This window comes from Desulfovibrio sp. X2, assembly GCF_000422205.1.
GTDB lineage: Bacteria > Desulfobacterota > Desulfovibrionia > Desulfovibrionales > Desulfovibrionaceae > Alkalidesulfovibrio.
This window is the reverse complement of the sequence record NZ_ATHV01000018.1, coordinates 17122-33774: the sequence shown is the minus strand read 5'-3', so window position 1 is coordinate 33774 and position 16653 is coordinate 17122. Positions and strand designations below refer to the sequence as shown.

The window sequence follows — 16653 nt, the reverse complement described above, 5'->3', positions numbered from 1 at the left end:
ACGCGCCGGGCCTGAGCTTTTTGTGCGCCTTGCATCCGGCGCTTTTCGGACGGTCCGAAAGAAAGAGGGGCGCGGAATCATTCCGCGCCCCCCTTTATCGGATATTTCTTCCGTCCATCGTCCGATGCTGCGGGTTGCTCCTACGCGTTGCTCACGCCCGCGGAGGAGAAGGTGGCCATTTCGTTCCACATGGCGCAGGCGCAGCGCATGAGGTGCAGGGCCACGGCCGCGCCCGTGCCCTCGCCCAGACGGAAGTCCAGGTCCAGCAGCGGGCGCGCGTGCAGCGCCTTGCAGATGCGCATGAAGCCCGGCTCGGCCGAGGCGTGGGACAGGAAGCAGTAGTGCTGCACCGTGGGGCAGAGGTTCAGGGCCGAGACGTAGGCCGCGCTGGAGATGAAGCCGTCCACCGCCACCGGGATGCCGCGCGAGGCGCAGCCGATGATGAGGCCCGCGAGCGTCGCGATCTCGTAGCCGCCGAGCGCCGCGAGCACGGCCAGCGGCCCCTTGGCCTTGGCCGCCTTGTTCACCTCGAGTGCCCGCGCGATGACCTTGGTCTTGTGCGTCACGCCCCATGCGTCGAGCCCGGCGCCCGGGCCCGTGATCTCCTCCGGCGCGAGTCCGAGGAAGGCGCAGAAGAGCGCCGTGGACGGCGTGGTGTTGCCGATGCCCATGTCGCCGGTGCCCACGGCCCGGATCCCGTCGCGCTCGCTCTCCTCGGCCAGGTCCAGCCCCAGGCACAGGGCCTGCAGGCACTGCTCCTCGGTCATGGCCGGGCCCTTGGCCATGTTCGCCGTGCCCTGGGCGATCTTCCTCTGGATCAGGTTTGCCTGCTCCGGATAGGTCCCGCCCACGGAGCCCGCGTCCACGACCTTCAGCTCCACCCCGTTCACCCGGGAGAGCACGCTGATGCCCGCGCCGCCCCCGGCGATGTTCATGACCATCTGCCGCGTGACTTCCTGCGGGTAGAGGGAAACGCCCTCCTCGACCACGCCGTGGTCCCCGGCGACGGTGTAGACGCGCGCGGGAAAGGCTTCGGGCGCCTTGCCCTGCCCCACCAGCCAGAGCTTCAGGGCGATCTCCTCCAGGCGGCCGAGGCTGCCCTTGGGCTTGGTCAGGTCGTCCAGATGCGCCTGCCCCTGTTCCTTGAGGGTGAGGTCGGCAGGCAGAACGGAACGGATGGTCTCGTCAAGACGCGAACGCATGAAGCCTCCTTGGATTCGAGCGCGAACGGGGGGTGTAGCGGGTGATGCGGGCGGCGGGCCCCGGCCGGGGCCCGCGCTCAGCCCTGGAAATAGACGTATTGTCCGGTGCTCTGAAGCACGCTGCTCCAGTAGTTCGAGGTGACGTCGATGCGCTTGCGGCCGTGGGTCAGCATGGAGAGCGGCATGTGCACGTAGTAGCCGTTCCACTTGGAGACGACCAGCGCGGTCTTCCCGGCCATGGCCGCGTGCACGGCGTTCTGGCCCAGGAAGCTGCAGTAGATGCAGTCGTTGGGATTGGCCGGAACCGAGCGCACCATGTAGCTCGGGTCGATGTACTTGAGCGTGTGCTCGATGCCCTCGCGGGCCATGTGCGCGTCGATCTCCTGGATGAGCAGCGCGGCGATGTCCCCGAGCCGCACGTTGCCCGAGGCGTCCCTCTCGTCCGTTGCCTGCAGCAGGTGCTGCCCCGCGCCCTCGGCGAGCATGATCACCGCGTGGCGCCGAAGCCTCAGCCGCCGCGTGAGCGCGGCCAGGAAGCCGTTCTCGCCGTACAGCTCGAAGGGATCCTCGGGCACGAGCACGAAATCCACGTCGCGCAGGGCCAGCGAGCTCTGCGCCGCGATGAACCCCGCCTCGCGCCCCATGACCTTGACCAGGCCGATGCCGTTCGGCGCGCCCAGGGCCTCGGTGTGGGCGCAGCGGATGGCCAGCGTGGCCTGCTCCACCGCGGTGTCGAAGCCGAAGGTCTGGGCGACGAAGTTGATGTCGTTGTCGATGGTCTTGGGGATGCAGACCACCGAGATCTTCACCCTGCGCTTCTCGATCTCCTCGGTGATCTTCGCGGCCGCGCGCATGGTCCCGTCGCCGCCGATGACGAACAGGCAGGAGATGTTCCTGCGCTCCAGGAAGTCCACGATGCGCTCCACGGACTGCGGCCCGCGCGAGGAGCCGAGGATGGTGCCCCCGAACTCGTGGATGCTCGACACCGACGCCGGGGTCAGCTCCATGGGCTCGTGGCCGTGCTCCGCGATGAAGCCCTCGAGCCCGTAGCGGATGCCCATGACCGAATGCACGCCGTAGTTGTGGTGCGCCTCGAGCACGATGGCCCGGATCACGTCGTTGATGCCCGGGCAGAGCCCGCCGCAGGTGACGATGGCGCAGTGCGTCTTGGCCGGATCGAAATAGATGCGCTCGCGCGGCCCCGCCATCTGCAGCGTCGGGTTGCAGCCGCCCGGCGGCACGTCCGCCGCGTTGGCGAAGACGAAGACGCTGCTCCCGTCCGGGACGAAATGCCCGTAGCGCAGGCCCGAGGGAATCTTGGCCGTGCCCAGCACCGGAATGGACAGGTCGTCCGGAAGGGCCGGCAGGGGCAGGCAGGTCATTTCCTGGGGCATGGTCCAACTCCTGGTGCGTGTTCGTTCGGTCGCAGCCGAAAAAAGGTACCCGCGTGAAGCGGCGTTTGCAAGACGAGCGGCGTTGACAGGCGGCCTTTTCCCCTTATCATCTTGTGATCTTGCCGCCAAATGGCTATGAAATGGTCAAGACCCGGCACGGCCGGATTTCCCGAGAGATGGTGCACGCATGGGCAAGCAGAACTGGAATCCCTGGATACTCGTCGAAGACCCCAAGGAGCGCATGGACATCCTCCAGGAAGCGCTCCCCGGAGCGGGGGGCGGGCACCCGGCCGCACCCGAGGGCGCCTACGTCTGGCGGCCCCGGGCCGACGTCTTCGAGACCGTCGAGGCAGTGACCCTGCTCATCGACCTGCCCGGCCTCAGCCTCCCCGACGTGGTCCTCGAGGTCAAAGGCCGCGACCTCTGGCTGCACGGCGAGCGCCGCCTGGAAAAGGACGTCCAGGAGCCGGTCTACCACACCCTGGAGCGCTCCTACGGCCCCTTCGCCCGCCGCTTCGTCCTGCCCAAGGGGCTGGACCCGGCGGGCATCCGCGCCGTGCTGCGCAACGGCCTCCTGACCATCACGGTGCCCAGGAAGCCGGCTGCCCAGGCCAGCCGCCAGATCCCCATCAGCTCGCGCGACTAGCGGCGCGCGCCGCTCCCCTCAGCGGAAAAATCCCGAGAGACATCCCCTCCCGAGGAGACGACACGAAATGACGAGCCAACTGAAGACCGCGCTCCTGCTCGGAGCGCTCACCGCCATCATCCTGCTCATCGGCCAGGCCATGGGAGGCCGCAGCGGCCTCATGATCGCCTTCGTCCTCGCCCTGGTCATGAACGTGGGCAGCTACTGGTTCTCGGACAAGATCGTCCTCTCCATGTACCGCGCCCGCGAGCTGGCGCCCGAGGACGCGCCCGGGCTGCACGCCATGGTCGAGGACCTGGCCCGCAACGCGGGCATCCCCAAGCCCCGCCTGGTCATCATCCCGCAGCAGGCGCCCAACGCCTTCGCCACCGGCCGCAACCCGCAAAACGCCGTGGTCGCCGTCACCGAGGGCATCGTGCGCACCCTCTCGCCCGAGGAGCTGCGCGGCGTGCTCTCCCACGAGCTCGGACACGTGCTCAACCGCGACATCCTCATCCAGACCGTGGCCGCCGTGCTCGCCTCCGTGATCATGGTCCTGGCCAGCATCGCCCGCTGGTCCGCCATCTTCGGCGGCTTTTCCGGACGCGACGACGAGGGCGGCAACCCCCTGGCGCTCATCGCCATGGCCCTCTTCGCCCCCCTGGCCGCCACCCTCATCCAGATGGCCATCTCCCGCTCGCGCGAATTCCTGGCCGACGCCACGGGCGCGCGCATCTCCGGCACCCCCCTGGCCCTGGCCTCCGCCCTCGGCAAGCTCGAGGCGAGCAGCCGCCGCGTGCCGCTGCAGGCCAACCCCAGCACCGAGAACATGTTCATCGTCAGCCCCTTCAGCGGCGCCTCGCTCGGCCGCTGGTTCTCCACCCACCCGCCCACCGAGGAGCGCATCGCCCGCCTGCGCGCCATGGCCGGACAGCGCTAGGCGACGCTACGCGCTGAAGGGATAGGGAGAAGACGCGGGGCGGAAGGACGTCGGCCGGGACAGATTCGTCATTAGTTCCAAACGTCGAATTGCTGCACCAAGCGCATGGAGTGAAACAGAAAGGCGGTCCGAAACAGCGGGCCGCCTTTCTGTTTTTTTGACGAGGACGGCATCTCCGTTCGTCGCCCGCGTCGCGGTGCGGGGGGGATGGCGGGACGCCCGCCTAGTTGCCGGGGCTGGGCGGATCGCGGTCGAAGGTGTAGCCGCAGCGGCCGCCGCAGGTCGCCACTTCGTCGATGTCCCGCCGGTCTATGGGGAAGACCTTGCAGGCCTCGGGGCGGCAGGTGCCGTAGGCGAGGCACGTCCTGTGCGTGGTCAGCATGGGGCAGGTGAAGAGGAGGTTGCAGCAGGTCCCGCACTGGCGGCAGCCGCCCGAGCGCCCGGAGAGCTGCCTGCGCACGTACTCCTTCCTGAAATGCACCAGCAGGAAGCGCCGCGACTTGCCCACGGCGTGGAGCAGGAAGCGGGACTCCCTGAGAAGGCCTGCGGCCGCGGAGAAGATGCGCTGGAACCGTTCCGACACCCCTGCGGCGGGGGAAAGGCATCCGTTGTCGTCCTGGTTGATAAAGGCCATGCAAAGCTCCTTGTTCGGCGGTCGGGGCGGGGCGCGCCCGTGCGGCCGTTCTTCGTCAGCGTGCGCCATGACGGCGGACGGCAAGCTCAAAAGGCCCTGCCCGCAAAACTTCATAGACTGCGCCGGGAACAGGGCCCGATCCCGGCAGGCTGCGGCGCGAAACTTAGCGGCGGCTTAGGGGCCAGCCGGATCGTCCTCTGCCGGGCAGGCCGCGTCAGAAGGCATAGTTCACGGAGATGTAGCCTCCCGGCGCGCTTCCGAAGGAGACGGCGTCGCGTTTGTTGCCGTCGCTGCCGTAGAAATCGAACCTGCGGCCCAGGGTATACTGCAGACCGATGGTGCACGTCAGATGCGGCAGCGGGGAATAGTCCGCATACAGGCCCACGACCGTGTCCATGACCTCGAGATAGCGTCCCCTGTCCACGCCGCTGTCGTCCGCGAGGCGGTAGAAGGAATCGTCGTAGGTCTGCGCCAGGCGGAAGTCGAGCGCGGGGTTCAGGCGGTAGGCCAGGGTGTTTTCCGGATAGCCGAGGCTGGCGGAGAAGCCTTCCGACGAGGCGTCCCGCCAGTTCAGCATGAGGATGGGGCTGAGCACCCGATCGACGGGCCGCAGCTCGAGCGTGGCGCCCGCGCCTGCCGTCAGGTCGGGAAGCAGCTGGTAGGTGAGCCCGCCGCTCAGGTTCGCGCCGAGCGAGCCCGCCGTCTCGCTCTCGAACCCCGAATAGCCCTCGAGCTCGGTGAAGAAGCCGGTCTTCCCGACAAGCTTCCCCGCGTAGTCGAGGTCCAGGGTGAGGAGGTGCAGCGTCTTCCACGGCTCCCGCCCGGCGCGCACGAAGGGAAGGCGGTCAGCGTCGCGCCAGGAATACCTGTCCAGGTCGTATTCCAGGGTGAAGGGCAGCGCGGAGGCAATGAGGCTCGTGCGCGCCACTGAGGCGGCCGCGGGGCCTCCCGCCACGCTTCCCCTGGCCGTGTACTGCTCCCCCGCGCTCACGGACGGGCTGTCCTCGCCACCGGCACGGGCCGGAGCGGGAACGAGCAGGACCGCGGCGAGCGCGACGGCGAGAAGAACGGGCAGGAGCGGAACGCGGCGGGAGGGCATGTCACTCCTCCTCGCTCGCCAGGAGGGTCACTCCGGCGACGATGACGCCGACGCCGAGCCAGCGCAGGGCCGAGATCTGCTCGCCGAGGATCACGCGCGCCGCGAGCAGGATGCTGACGTAGCCGAGCCCGGAGAGCGAGAACGCGAGGCTCAGCGGCGTCGTCCTGAGGATGCTCATCCACAGGACGAAGGAGCAGACGTAGCACGCCAGGCCGAGCCAGATGAACGGCGAGCCCGCGGCCGCGGCGAGCCAGTGCGCCCCGGGCGCCGCCTCGGCCAGCGAGGCCGAGCCGAGCTTGAACGCGAGCTGGGCCCCGGTGTCGGCCGCGAGCAGCAGAATCCAGAGGAAAACCGTCCCGGAGCTTCCGAAGAGATGGCGGTTCATGCGTCCTCCTTTCCGGAGGGCTGGCCGAGGGCCCGGCCGAGTCCGCGAATGGCCGGATCGAAGTTGTCCGGCCGCGCGAAGGCGGCGACGAGGCGCAGCAGCCCGTTCAGGACAGGATTGCCGTGGCGGAAGAGGAGCCAGTTGGGCGCGAGGCGGCTGCCCAGGCGGAGCTTGGCCTCGTATCCTGCCTGGCCGCTGACGTAGACGGGCAGGCCGCGCTCGATGCAGCGGCGGACGTTCTCCAGCCAGCTGACGAAGTACAGCCCGTGCTCGCGCCCGAGGTCGGCGCGCATGCCGAAGAACTTGTCGAGCAGCGCGTGCCGGTTCTCGAGCACGAGGTTGAAGGCGGCGAGGCGGCCGTCCACGCGGTAGAGCACGCAGGAGGCCCTGCCGGGCATGCGGGAGAGCATCTCCCGGAACCAGGCGGCGGGCAGCCGCTCGAACTGCATGTCGCTGCGCGCCAGGGTCTCCTCGTACAGGGCGGCGATCTCGGGAAGCACGTCGTCTATCGCCTCCCGCCGCTCGACCGTGACCCTGCCCTGCGCGGCGCGCAGCCTGCGGCGCATGTTCTTGCGCGTGGCCCTGCCGAGGGACGAGAGGTAGGCCTCCAGGTCGGGAAACGGCAGGGGCAGGGACGCGCCGGGCAGGCTCGGCAGGCGGTGGTAGCCGCGCGCCAGGGCCCCGGACAGGAGCGGCAGATCGTTGTCGGCCACGTCCTTGGCCGCGGTGAGCCGTGCCCCCTGCCCGCGCGCAAGCGTCTCGAGCCCCTCGAAGAGGAGCGCGGCCAGGGCCGGACGGTCTCCTGCCGCGACGCTCGGCGCGAAGCCCAGGTGGCAGCGCTCGGCCACGGGCGATCCGAGGCAGGCGAGCCGCAGGCGCAACAGGCGCGGAAAAAGGCGGACCAGGGCCGAGGCGGGTCTCTTCCAGGGACCGCGCACGGTGGTGTCCAGGCTGTAGTCCGTGACGAAGGCGGGGGCCACGGCGAGCACCTCGCCGCCCTCGCGCACCGCAAGGTAGAAGAGGCTGAACCCGGGGAGCCCGGACGATTCCGTGGCCTGGTAGCAGGCGTGGTCCTCGAGTTCGCCGGGCAGGCAGGCGTCCCAGGCCAGGGGGCCGACGTCCGCCATGCGCTCGTGGCGCGTGACCTCCGTCACAGCGAGCCTCCCAGGGAGAGGCGGGGTTTTGCCCCGTCCGGGATGCGGGGGGCGGAGGCGGGCGCCACGTCGCGGAAGAAGCGCGCCGACAGCTCCACCACCTCGTCCCGCTGCTTGTCCACGGTGATCATGTGGTAGCAGTCGTTCAGGATGATCTTGCGCACCGGGCCGCCCAGGCAGCTTTCGAGTGTGTCCGCGTTCTTCACGCTGGCCACGTCGTCCTCCCCGGAATGCAGCACCAGCGCGGGAGTGCGTATCTGCGGCAGCCTTCGCCGCACATCGGCCACGAGATGCCACAGCTGGCGCAGGGAAAGCCCCGGGGTCCCGGCCAGTCCGGCCTCGCCGCTCTCGCCGCCGAACATGTTCCGGACCACCCGGTTGCGCAGCCGCTCGTCCTTGATGCCGTAGGGAAAGGACTCGACGAAGCGGTAGCGCGCGCCGAAGGGCAGGCGGAGCACGAGGGGCAGGAGGAAGCTGAGCTTCGGGATGGACCAGCCGTCGTATTTGAGGGTCGTGGAGTACAGGGCCAGCCCCGCGACGCTCCCGGGCCGGGAGGCGGCCAGGTGCAGCGAGAGCACGGCGCCCATGGACAAGCCGCCGCAGAAGACCGTGCGGCACCGCTCGCGCAGGGCGGCGAAGGCCTCGTCCACGCTCGCGGCCCAGTCCCGCCAGCCGGTGGCGAGGAGGTCCGCCTCGCTGCCGCAGTGCCCGGCGAGCTGCACGCCGAGGACGGTGTATCCCCTGCGCGCGAGTCCCTTGCCGAGGAACTTCATCTCCGCGGGCGTGCCGCCCAGGCCGTGGATCAGGAGAACGCCGTGGTCCCCGCCGGGGAAGAGGAAGGAATGGTCGCGTATGGAAGTCATGCAATCCGCTCCAAAAAGGGATGTCAGAGCGCGCTGGCGCCGACGAGGGCCACGCCGAGGGCCACGGTCAGCCCTCCGATCCAGCGCCTGAAGGAGACCTGCTCGCGCAGCAGCAGGCGGCTGCCCAGGAGCACGCCGCAGGAATTGAGGCTCGCCGCCGGAAAGGCCAGGCTCAGGGGGACCCTGGAGAGAAGCGCGAGCCAGACCATGGTCTCCAGGACGAAGACACACAGTCCGGCCCAGACCAGGGGCGACCGCAGCCAGGCGGGCAGGAGCCCGCGCAGGAGGCGGGGGGCATCCCCGGCCCGCCTGGAGCCGGCCTTCAGGCACAGGTGCCCGGACACGTCCAGGCAGAAGGAGCAGGCGAAGAGCCCGACCACCGCAGGAGGTATCACGCGATCCCCCTGAGCTCAGTCCAGATGGCCCTGTTCACGGCGGCGTTCACGGCGGCCCGCCTCTCCCTCGGATGGCCGCCGCCCGGCTGGTCGAAGTAGGCGCTGATCCGCTTCGCGTTGCTGGAGAAGACGGGCGGCGAGTAGTCCCCGCAGACGTCCGCGCCGACCACGCGGGCGGCGCGGCCGATGCGCCGCACAGCCGCGAGCAGGGCGGAGAGGGGCATCTCGCCCTGGTCCCAGTTGGTGAGCGCCGTCCCGGCCGGGAGCACGTCCTTGTCCAGGGTCAGGTACACGGCCTGCCCTTCCAGCCGCCCGGCCAGCTCGTCCAGGAAGGCGTCGAAATCCCCTTCCCCCAGGTTGCGCCAGTACAGCAGCCCCGCCTCCCAGCGGTGGCCCGGCCCGGAACGCAGGCGGCCCCAGGTCCGGGAGGGCGCATGCCGCCAGGGATAGATCTCGAGCCGTCCTTCGGACAGGGCGCGCAGGTTGCCGCCCTTGAGCCCCGGGTTGTCGAGGTCCGCGGAGCAGGGGCCGAGGGTGATGACGCGCTTCACGTGGGGCATCTCCAGGAGCCGGTTGACCATGGAGCCGCAGTGGTACCGGGGCGGGAGCCGCACCCAGTCCGGGTGGTTGTCGAAATGGAGCACCGTGAGGGGCTCGGCCAGCCGGTAGGCCAGCCGGGCGACCAGGGCGGCGCAGAGGTGGTGGAAGTCTCCCGAGCCGAAGAACGTCGCCCGGGGCTCGTCGTCTCCCGCCTCCGGCAGGGCCGCGGCAAAGGCGCGCATGCGCCGCTCGCAGGCCCACAGCCGGAAGGCCGGCCCCTCCCGGGAGAGGTCGACGACCTCGGGGTCGTCGGCCTCGTCCCAGAACGGGGCCTGCTCCTTCAGGCTGCCATCGAGGTGCAGCAGGCGGAGCTTCACGCCGCGCTTTGCCTCGTCCTGGTCGCCGCGCGCTCGAGGAGCTGGTCCAGGAGCGTCAGCGCCAGGTCCATCTCCTGGCGGGTGATGGTCAGGGCGGGGGCGAGGGTGAAGACGTTCTTGTAGTAGCCGCCCACGTCCAGGATCAGGCCGTAGCTCCGCCCCCCGGTCGAGAGGTCGCACTTCATGGCCTCGTCGACCAGCCAGTCGGTCATGGCCTTGTCGGGCGTGAAGCCGTCCGGACGGCAGATCTCCATGCGCAGGGCCAGGCCGAGCCCGTCCACGTCGCCGACGATCGCATGGCGCCGCTTCAGGTCCTGCAGGCCGGAGAGGAGGTAGGTGCCCTTCTCCCGGACCATGGTCCCCCAGTCCTCCTCCTCGAGCATCTTGATCGTCTCCAGGGCCACGGCCGTGCCCAGCGTGTTGCTCGAGAAGGTCGAATGGGTCGATCCCGGAGGGAAGATGCCCGGCTCGATGAGCGCCTCGCGGGCCCAGATGCCGGACAGGGGGTTCAGGCCGTTGGTCAGGGCCTTGCCGAAGACCATCACGTCGGGCGTGACGCCGAAGTTCTCGAGCCCCCAGAAGGCGCCGGTGCGGTAGAGCCCCATCTGGATCTCGTCGTCCACCATGAGGATGCCGCGCTCGTCCAGGATCTTCTTCAGGCGCGGGAAGTAGTCGCGCGGCGGGATGACGTAGCCGCCCGTTCCCTGCACCGCCTCGACGTAGAAGGCGGCGAATTCCGCCTCGCCGACCTTGGGATCCCAGACCCCGTAGTACTCGGTCTCGAAGAGCCGCTCGAACTGCCCGAGGCAGAAGAGGCCGCAGTCGTCCTGCCGCTTTCCGTAGGGGCAGCGGAAGCAGTACGGGAAGGGGACGAAGAGGGCGCGGTCCCCGAAATGGCCGTAGCGGCGGCGGTAGCGGTAGCTCGAGGTGATGGCCGAGGCGCCCAGGGTCCGGCCGTGGTAGCCGCCCTCGAAGGCGATCATCAGGCTCTTGCCCTTGCTCGCGTTGCGCACGAGCTTCAGGGAATCCTCGATGGCCTGGGCCCCGCCCACGTTGAACTGCACGCGTCCCTTCACGCCGTGGGCGCGCTCCATGTGGCCCGCGAGACGGGCGGCGAGGTCGATCTTCTCCTTGTGCAGGTACTGGCAGGCGAGCTGCGGCAGGGTGTCGATCTGCGCCTTGAGCGCGTCGTTCAGGCGCTTGTTGGCGTAGCCGAAGTTGACGGCCGAATACCACATCTGCAGGTCGAGGTATTCCCTGCGGCTCTCGTCGTAGAGGAAGCTGCCGCTGCAGCTCGAGAAGACGCGCGGCGGCTCCTGGTAGTGGACGGTGTCCCCGAAAGAGCAGTACGTGGATTCGAGATCTAAGAGGCTGTGGTCATGCATGTGAGTCGGTCTCCGGTGTTCTTGAGTTGTGTGATGATGTCGCCGTCCCGGTCGAGCCGCGGATCGTCCATGGCGTCCAGGAAGGAGGCGACGTCGGAAAAACGCGTGTAGGGAAGGTGGGGCAGGCCGTGCGCGCGGCAGTGCGCCAGCAGCGCGTCCTTGGCGAAGACGAAGTCCGCGTCGGCCGCGGCGCAGAAGTCCGAGCGGCCGTCGCCGACGAGGAGCGAAAGCCCCCCTCGCCGCGCCAGGACCCGGCACTTGCAGGTGCCGCTGCGCTGCGCGCAGTCCGGCGCGGCATGCGGGAAGGACAGGGCGTAGCGCCCGTCCGGCTCGAGGCGCAGGTGGTTGGCGAAGACCGTGAGGTGCGGAAGGCCGTGCCGCGCCAGGATGGAGCGGATGGCGTAGTCGATGCCGTCGCTGACCACCACGACCTCCGTCCCCCGCGCCTCGCAGGCCGCGACGAAGGCCGGGAAGGTCGGGTCGATGGCGATGCCCTCGAGGTGGGCGTCCAGCTGCTCCTGCGGGCAGCGCAGGAGGCCGACCTGCCGCCGCATGCACTCGAGCGAGCCGATGAGGCCGCGCTTCCAGTCCTGCTCGATGTCGAGCCATTGCGGCGGGGCGAAGCTGCCGAGCAGGCTGTCCGTGACGTCCGTCTCGGCGATGGTCCCGTCGAAGTCGCAGAACACCGTGCAGGGGGGCCGCCTGCCGTCCAGTGCGCCGTGCTGGTGAAAAACGCTCATTTTTACTGCCTTTGCTGTCCCGTTCAGTCCTGGTTTTCGGAAAAACGAGGGGAGCCGCGTCGCCGCGCTCAGGCCCTCAGGGGGGCGGGCGCCCGGGGGAGAAGGATGACGAAGCGCGTCCCCCTGCCGGGATCGCTCTGCACCTCGATGCCGCCGCCGTGCAGCTCCACCACCGCCTTGACGTAGCTCAGCCCGAGTCCGTAGCCCTTGGAGGAGCGTCCCTTGTCGGCCTTGTAGAACTTCTTGAAGATGTTCCCGATGTCCTCCTCCGCGATGCCCTCGCCCGTGTCGGCGACGAGCAGGCGCACTCCCTCCGGCGTCCCGGTCGCGCCGAGGGTTATGGTCCCGCCGCGCGGTGTGAACTTGAGGGCGTTGTCCAGCAGGTTGGCCAGCACCCGCCAGAGCTTGAGGCGGTCGGCGTCGAAACGCACGGACTGCACCTCCCCGAGGCTGAGGTCGATGCCGGACTCAGCGGCCAGGGGCTGGTAGAACTCGCAGAGGCTCTCGAGGAATTCCCGGGCCATCACGGCCTCGCGCTTGAGGTGTGTGACGCCGGATTCCGCCTCGGAAATGTTCAGGATGTCGTTGACCATGGCGATCATGCGTTCGAATTCGGCCAGGGAGTTGCCGAGGATCGCGCCCTGATCCTTTCCTGCCTTGTCGTAGAGCAGGGCCACCTCGATGCTGCCCTTCATCCTGGTCAGGGGGGAGCGCAGGTCGTGCGCGATGTTGTCGACGATGGCCGACATGCCCGCGATGAGCCGCTGGATGCGGGAGAGCATGAGGTTGAACGCCTCGGAGAGCTGGTCGATCTCGTCTCCGTTGAAGGAGCGCTCCACGCGGCTCTCGAGGTTGCCCCGATAGATCTCCATGGCCGTGTCCTTGACCGCGGATATCTCTCCCAGGGTCTTTTGCGTCATTACGTACCCGATGCCGCACCCGGCTATGAGGATCGGGATGAAGATCATCTCGAATATGTCCAGGAAATTCTTCTTCAGGGTCTCGACAGTATCGGAGATGTAGCCGACATGGAGCTCGATTCCGTTATGGAGCCTCGCTCCGGCAAGTTTCAGTATATCGCCTGTCTTGTTGTTCCTGATGCGTTCTATCCTGCCTGCATCGATGTCTTTCCAGTGTATGTTCCTGTGCAGATACGGCTTCCACAGTTCACGCGATGGGAGATAGTATTCCTTTCCATCGGCATTGAAATGTATGATCAGGTTCGATGACCCAATGTCGTTTATCTCTCCGGAGAGAATGTTCAGGAAATCCTGGAACTGCTTGCCTTTCGCGCTCTTGTCTATCTCTGCTATCTCATCGTATATCGTCTTTATCTCGCTGCTGTCGCTCGACTTGTAGAACACGTAGAACGATATCCCCATGAAGAAGAGTATGGAGGCCATGTAGAGGCTTCCATAGAGCAGCAGGATCTTGAACTTGAGCGTCCTGGCGCGCCTAGTCCTGCTTAAAGACATACCCGCATCCCCTGACGGTGTGGATCAGCTTCCCGTCGTGTCCGGAATCCAGCTTGTCCCGCAGCTGCGAGACGTGCACGTCGAGCACCTTGGTGCCGGGATCGAACTCGTAGCCCCAGACGTTCTTCATGATCATGGGCCGGGAGACGGTGTCTCCGGCGTTCTCCATCAGGTACTTGAGGAGCAGGAATTCCTTGGGCTTGAGATGGATTTCCCGCTCGTCCCGGAAGACCCGGCGGTTGAGAAGGTCGACCTCCACTCCGTGCAGGCTCAGGCGGGCGGGAGCCATGTTCTCGTCGGTCCGGCGGCGGGTGATGGCCTTGATGCGGGCGAGCAGCTCGAGGAAGGAGAACGGCTTGGTCAGGTAGTCGTCGCAGCCGGAGTTGAGGCAGAAGATCCTGTCGTCCACGGCTTGGCGGGCGCTGACCACGATGACCGGGACCTTTATCCCTTTCTCCCTGATCTCGCGCAGGATGGTGAATCCGTCCAGGTCCCCGAACATCAGGTCGAGCACGACCAGGTCGTGCGCCTGCTCGCAGATGCGGGCGAGCCCGGCCGTCCCGCTTTCCGCGAGGTCCACCTCGTGCCCTTCCTGCTCCAGGCCGCTCTTGAGAAAGCGCAGGATCTCGGCGTCGTCGTCGACCAAGAGAATTCTCATGGCGTTTCGCTCCATCGCACCGGCATGCTCCACCTGACATCTCTACGCCCATTTCTGCCGGAGGAAAGTTAAGTTCCCCTTAGAATCGGGCCGGAAAGTTTAAATCTTTTTTACGCTGCCGGAATCGGCCTCCCCGCAGGGCCTGCGAGGAACGTTCGAGGAAATCCGCGGCTTCTAAGCGTCCCGTAATTTTCCGCCCCCACCCTCCAGCCACGGCGAGGGGAAAATTCCCGCGCCGGACTGTTCAAAACACGACTTGGAGGTTTATCATGAAACGCACGAGAACCCTTTTCATCGGACTCGCCCTGGCAAGCCTGGTGTTTTCCGCGGCCTTCGCCGCCGCGCGCACGCATCGGGAGGAGAACGACGCCGCAAGCGTCAGGCAGGCCAAGGTCGGCCTGACCCAGGCCGTGGCCGCGGCCGAGCAGGCCGAGGGCGGCCGGGCCTCGCGCGCCGAGTTCGACAAGGAGAAGGACGGCCGCCTCGTCTACGAGGTCGAGGTCGTCTCCGCGGACACGGTGCACGACGTCACGGTGGACGCCCTGACCGGCAAGGTGGTGAAGTCGTCGGTCGACAAGATCGATCACGACGACGACCACGGTGAGCACGAGGACGGCGAGTAGCGTCGGCAACGGCCGCCCGGGCGCGACGCGCGTCGCGCCCGGGCGGTGAAAAATACAGGGGACCTGAAGGATGCGGATTCTGCTCGTCGAGGACGACGCCATGTTCGGGCAAAGCCTCAGCCAGGCGCTCAAGGACGCGGGGCATTCCGTGGACTGGGCGCGCGACGGGGCGCAGGCCGAGGCGGCCCTGGCCGGTGAGGGCTACGTGCTCGTCCTGCTCGACCTGGGGCTGCCGGGCAGAAGCGGCCTGGACGTGCTGCGCGGCATGCGCGGCAGGGACGACCGCGTGCCCGTGCTCATCCTGACCGCGCGCGACGGCGTGGAGGACAGGGTCTCGGGCCTCGATCTCGGCGCGGACGACTACCTGGTCAAGCCGTTCGACTTCAAGGAGCTGCAGGCCAGGATGCGGGCGCTCATCCGCCGCCGCTCGGGCCATGCGGATTCGGTGCTCGGCAACGGCGACATCGAGCTCGACCTCGCCACGCACGAGGCGCGGCGCGGGGGCGCGCCCGTCCGGCTTTCCGCGCGGGAGTTCGCGCTGCTCTATGCCCTGCTCGAGCATCCGGGCGCCGTGCTCTCGCGCGGCCAGCTCGAGGAGCGCGTCTACGGATGGAACGAGGAGGTCGAGAGCAACGCGGTCGAGGTGCTCATCCACTACCTGCGCAAGAAGCTCGGCCACGACGCGGTGCGCAACATCCGCGGCGTCGGCTGGATGGTCGCGGAGGGACGCTGATGTCCATCAGGCGGCAGCTCCTCCGCTGGCTCCTCGGCGCTCTGGTGCTCGCGGGGCTCGTGACCGGAGCCCTGACCTTCGTCCTGGCCCGCGAGGAGGTCAGCGAGCAGCTCGACAGCCAGCTGCACCATCTCGCCTACGCCTACGACATGTCCGGCGCGCATCCGGCCCCCGTGCTGCCCCGCCTGCGGGACGCGGACCCGGAGGAGCGCTACGCGCTGCTGATCCGCGACGAGGACGGCAAGCTCCTTTTCGCCTCGCCGGGCGCGCCCGAGCTGCCCCGGATCTCGGTCCAGGGGTTCTCCGACGCCGCCCTGCCCTCGGGCGAATGGCGGGTATTCACCCGCCTCGAGAACGGCCGGAGCCTGCAGCTCGCCCAGCGCCGCATCGTGCGTGACGAAGTTGCGGCCGACAGCGCCCTGTACGCCTCGCTGCCGGTCTTCCTGCTCGTCCCGCTGCTCGGCGTGCTCACCTTCTGGGCCATCGGCAGGAGCCTCGGCGGCCTGCGCGAAACCATCGCGGCAGTCTCGGACCGCGACGCCGAGAATCTCGCTCCGCTTCCCATGGAGGACGTCCCGGAGGAGATAGCCCCCCTGGTCGCCGAGATGAACGCGCTCCTTTCCCGGCTCGGGGAGGCCATCGAGGCGCAGCGCCGCTTCGTCTCCGACGCCGCCCACGAGCTGCGCACCCCGCTGGCGGCATTGCAGCTGCAGAGCTTCAACCTCCAGAGGGTCGAGAACGAGGCCGACCGGCAGGAACGCCTGGCCGCGCTGCAGGCGGGCATCCGCCGCGCTTCGGGGCTGGTCGACCAGCTGCTGCGCATGGCCCGCCAGGAGGCGCGCCAGGGCGAGGCCGCGCGCGAGCGCGTGGCCCTCGGCGAGCTGCTCAGGGAATGCCTCTCCGAACTCGCGCCGCTGGCGGTGCGCAAGGGCATCGACCTGGGCCTGTTCATGGACGAGGCCGACGCCGCGCAGAGCGTCGCCGGAGACCGCGAGGCCCTGCGCGTCCTCTTCTCCAACCTCATCGAGAACGCCCTGCGCTACACGCCCGAGGGCGGGCTCGTGGACGTGCGCCTGTCCCCGTCTCCCGAAGGCACGCGGGTCGAGGTCGCGGACAGCGGGCCGGGCATCCCCGAGGAACTTCTGGAACGGGTCTTCGACCGCTTCTTCCGCATCGAGGGCACCTCCGAGGAGGGCAGCGGACTCGGCCTCTCCCTGGTGCGCCGCATCGCCGAGCGCCACGGCGCGAGCGTGCGCCTCGCCAACCGGAGCACGGGCGGCCTCGCGGCCCGGGTGCTCTTCCGGGCTGAGGCCGCCGCCGCGCCCCACGCCTCGAAGACATAGCCCGGGCCAGATTATCATTTTCCCGTCGGCATCGTTCCGGTAACGTGTGGTGCTGGATTTTCTCGAACCGTAGCACGCAGGGGGAACC

The 16653-nt window shown here is 68.4% G+C and carries 18 protein-coding genes; 5 read left to right on the top strand and 13 right to left on the bottom strand.

Annotated features, from left to right (window positions below):
- Positions 1–140: 140 nt before the first annotated feature.
- Together cobT and DSX2_RS06375 are read right to left on the bottom strand one after the other, a co-directional pair.
- Positions 141–1202: a nicotinate-nucleotide--dimethylbenzimidazole phosphoribosyltransferase gene (cobT, locus tag DSX2_RS06380; protein ID WP_020880346.1), complete on the bottom strand. Its 1062-nt coding sequence runs from the start codon at positions 1200–1202 to the stop codon at positions 141–143.
- Positions 1203–1279: 77 nt separating this feature from the next.
- Complete coding sequence (locus DSX2_RS06375; protein ID WP_020880345.1) at positions 1280–2596, bottom strand: ATP-dependent 6-phosphofructokinase; 1317 nt, start codon at positions 2594–2596, stop codon at positions 1280–1282.
- Positions 2597–2783: 187 nt separating this feature from the next.
- Here DSX2_RS06375 and DSX2_RS06370 point away from each other — a divergent pair, with 187 nt between their 5' ends.
- A complete protein-coding gene (locus DSX2_RS06370; protein WP_020880344.1) occupies positions 2784–3242 on the top strand; it encodes an Hsp20/alpha crystallin family protein in 459 nt (152 codons plus the stop codon).
- 67 nt (positions 3243–3309) lie between these two features.
- Entirely contained in the window at positions 3310–4161 is an 852-nt protein-coding gene (locus DSX2_RS06365) for a zinc metalloprotease HtpX (protein WP_020880343.1), read from the top strand.
- Positions 4162–4384: 223 nt separating this feature from the next.
- Here DSX2_RS06365 and DSX2_RS06360 read toward each other — a convergent pair whose 3' ends face one another.
- The 11 genes from DSX2_RS06360 to DSX2_RS06310 all read right to left on the bottom strand — a co-directional run bounded on the left by DSX2_RS06360 (position 4385) and on the right by DSX2_RS06310 (position 13866).
- Positions 4385–4795: a hypothetical protein gene (locus tag DSX2_RS06360; protein WP_020880342.1), complete on the bottom strand. Its 411-nt coding sequence runs from the start codon at positions 4793–4795 to the stop codon at positions 4385–4387.
- A gap of 214 nt (positions 4796–5009) precedes the next feature.
- Positions 5010–5894: a hypothetical protein gene (locus DSX2_RS06355; protein ID WP_020880341.1), complete on the bottom strand. Its 885-nt coding sequence runs from the start codon at positions 5892–5894 to the stop codon at positions 5010–5012.
- A 1-nt stretch (position 5895) separates the two neighbouring features.
- Positions 5896–6279, bottom strand: coding sequence for an SMR family transporter (locus DSX2_RS06350; RefSeq protein ID WP_020880340.1), 384 nt, complete (start codon positions 6277–6279; stop codon positions 5896–5898).
- A complete protein-coding gene (locus DSX2_RS06345) occupies positions 6276–7433 on the bottom strand; it encodes a GNAT family N-acetyltransferase (protein WP_020880339.1) in 1158 nt (385 codons plus the stop codon). The genes DSX2_RS06350 and DSX2_RS06345 overlap by 4 nt, the downstream gene beginning before the upstream one ends.
- Complete coding sequence (locus DSX2_RS06340; protein ID WP_020880338.1) at positions 7430–8296, bottom strand: carboxylesterase; 867 nt, start codon at positions 8294–8296, stop codon at positions 7430–7432. The genes DSX2_RS06345 and DSX2_RS06340 overlap by 4 nt, the downstream gene beginning before the upstream one ends.
- Before the next feature lie 23 nt (positions 8297–8319).
- On the bottom strand, positions 8320–8691 hold the full coding sequence (locus DSX2_RS06335) for an EamA family transporter (RefSeq protein WP_020880337.1): 372 nt from the start codon (positions 8689–8691) through the stop codon (positions 8320–8322).
- Complete coding sequence (locus DSX2_RS06330) at positions 8688–9608, bottom strand: hypothetical protein (RefSeq protein WP_020880336.1); 921 nt, start codon at positions 9606–9608, stop codon at positions 8688–8690. The genes DSX2_RS06335 and DSX2_RS06330 overlap by 4 nt, the downstream gene beginning before the upstream one ends.
- On the bottom strand, positions 9605–10993 hold the full coding sequence (locus DSX2_RS06325) for an aspartate aminotransferase family protein (RefSeq protein WP_020880335.1): 1389 nt from the start codon (positions 10991–10993) through the stop codon (positions 9605–9607). The genes DSX2_RS06330 and DSX2_RS06325 overlap by 4 nt, the downstream gene beginning before the upstream one ends.
- Positions 10972–11733, bottom strand: a complete 762-nt coding sequence (locus tag DSX2_RS06320) for an MtnX-like HAD-IB family phosphatase (RefSeq protein ID WP_020880334.1) — start codon at positions 11731–11733, stop codon at positions 10972–10974. Before DSX2_RS06320 ends, DSX2_RS06325 begins: the two co-directional genes overlap by 22 nt.
- 68 nt (positions 11734–11801) lie before the next feature.
- Complete coding sequence (locus DSX2_RS06315) at positions 11802–13208, bottom strand: HAMP domain-containing sensor histidine kinase (RefSeq protein WP_020880333.1); 1407 nt, start codon at positions 13206–13208, stop codon at positions 11802–11804.
- Positions 13189–13866 carry a response regulator transcription factor gene (locus tag DSX2_RS06310; RefSeq protein WP_020880332.1) on the bottom strand — a complete coding sequence of 226 codons (678 nt, stop codon included), beginning with the start codon at positions 13864–13866 and terminating at the stop codon, positions 13189–13191. Before DSX2_RS06310 ends, DSX2_RS06315 begins: the two co-directional genes overlap by 20 nt.
- Positions 13867–14135: 269 nt before the next feature.
- On the opposite strand from DSX2_RS06310, the gene DSX2_RS06305 reads away from it, so the two are divergent.
- The 3 genes from DSX2_RS06305 to DSX2_RS06295 all read left to right on the top strand — a co-directional run bounded on the left by DSX2_RS06305 (position 14136) and on the right by DSX2_RS06295 (position 16565).
- Positions 14136–14489 carry a PepSY domain-containing protein gene (locus tag DSX2_RS06305; protein ID WP_020880331.1) on the top strand — a complete coding sequence of 118 codons (354 nt, stop codon included), beginning with the start codon at positions 14136–14138 and terminating at the stop codon, positions 14487–14489.
- Positions 14490–14559: 70 nt separating this feature from the next.
- Complete coding sequence (locus DSX2_RS06300; RefSeq protein ID WP_020880330.1) at positions 14560–15222, top strand: response regulator transcription factor; 663 nt, start codon at positions 14560–14562, stop codon at positions 15220–15222.
- The gene (locus DSX2_RS06295; RefSeq protein ID WP_020880329.1) at positions 15222–16565 is read left to right on the top strand and encodes an ATP-binding protein; all 1344 of its coding nucleotides are present in this window, start codon (positions 15222–15224) and stop codon (positions 16563–16565) included. The genes DSX2_RS06300 and DSX2_RS06295 overlap by 1 nt, the downstream gene beginning before the upstream one ends.
- Positions 16566–16653: the final 88 nt, after the last annotated feature.

Coding starts and splice junctions, on each gene's coding strand:
- cobT (WP_020880346.1), bottom strand. CDS start 1,202: ATGCGTTCGCGTCTTGACGAGACCATCCGTTCCGTTCTGCCTGCCGAC.
- DSX2_RS06375 (WP_020880345.1), bottom strand. CDS start 2,596: ATGCCCCAGGAAATGACCTGCCTGCCCCTGCCGGCCCTTCCGGACGAC.
- DSX2_RS06370 (WP_020880344.1), top strand. CDS start 2,784: ATGGGCAAGCAGAACTGGAATCCCTGGATACTCGTCGAAGACCCCAAG.
- DSX2_RS06365 (WP_020880343.1), top strand. CDS start 3,310: ATGACGAGCCAACTGAAGACCGCGCTCCTGCTCGGAGCGCTCACCGCC.
- DSX2_RS06360 (WP_020880342.1), bottom strand. CDS start 4,795: ATGGCCTTTATCAACCAGGACGACAACGGATGCCTTTCCCCCGCCGCA.
- DSX2_RS06355 (WP_020880341.1), bottom strand. CDS start 5,894: ATGCCCTCCCGCCGCGTTCCGCTCCTGCCCGTTCTTCTCGCCGTCGCG.
- DSX2_RS06350 (WP_020880340.1), bottom strand. CDS start 6,279: ATGAACCGCCATCTCTTCGGAAGCTCCGGGACGGTTTTCCTCTGGATT.
- DSX2_RS06340 (WP_020880338.1), bottom strand. CDS start 8,296: ATGACTTCCATACGCGACCATTCCTTCCTCTTCCCCGGCGGGGACCAC.
- DSX2_RS06325 (WP_020880335.1), bottom strand. CDS start 10,993: ATGCATGACCACAGCCTCTTAGATCTCGAATCCACGTACTGCTCTTTC.
- DSX2_RS06320 (WP_020880334.1), bottom strand. CDS start 11,733: ATGAGCGTTTTTCACCAGCACGGCGCACTGGACGGCAGGCGGCCCCCC.
- DSX2_RS06315 (WP_020880333.1), bottom strand. CDS start 13,208: ATGTCTTTAAGCAGGACTAGGCGCGCCAGGACGCTCAAGTTCAAGATC.
- DSX2_RS06310 (WP_020880332.1), bottom strand. CDS start 13,866: ATGAGAATTCTCTTGGTCGACGACGACGCCGAGATCCTGCGCTTTCTC.
- DSX2_RS06305 (WP_020880331.1), top strand. CDS start 14,136: ATGAAACGCACGAGAACCCTTTTCATCGGACTCGCCCTGGCAAGCCTG.
- DSX2_RS06300 (WP_020880330.1), top strand. CDS start 14,560: ATGCGGATTCTGCTCGTCGAGGACGACGCCATGTTCGGGCAAAGCCTC.
- DSX2_RS06295 (WP_020880329.1), top strand. CDS start 15,222: ATGTCCATCAGGCGGCAGCTCCTCCGCTGGCTCCTCGGCGCTCTGGTG.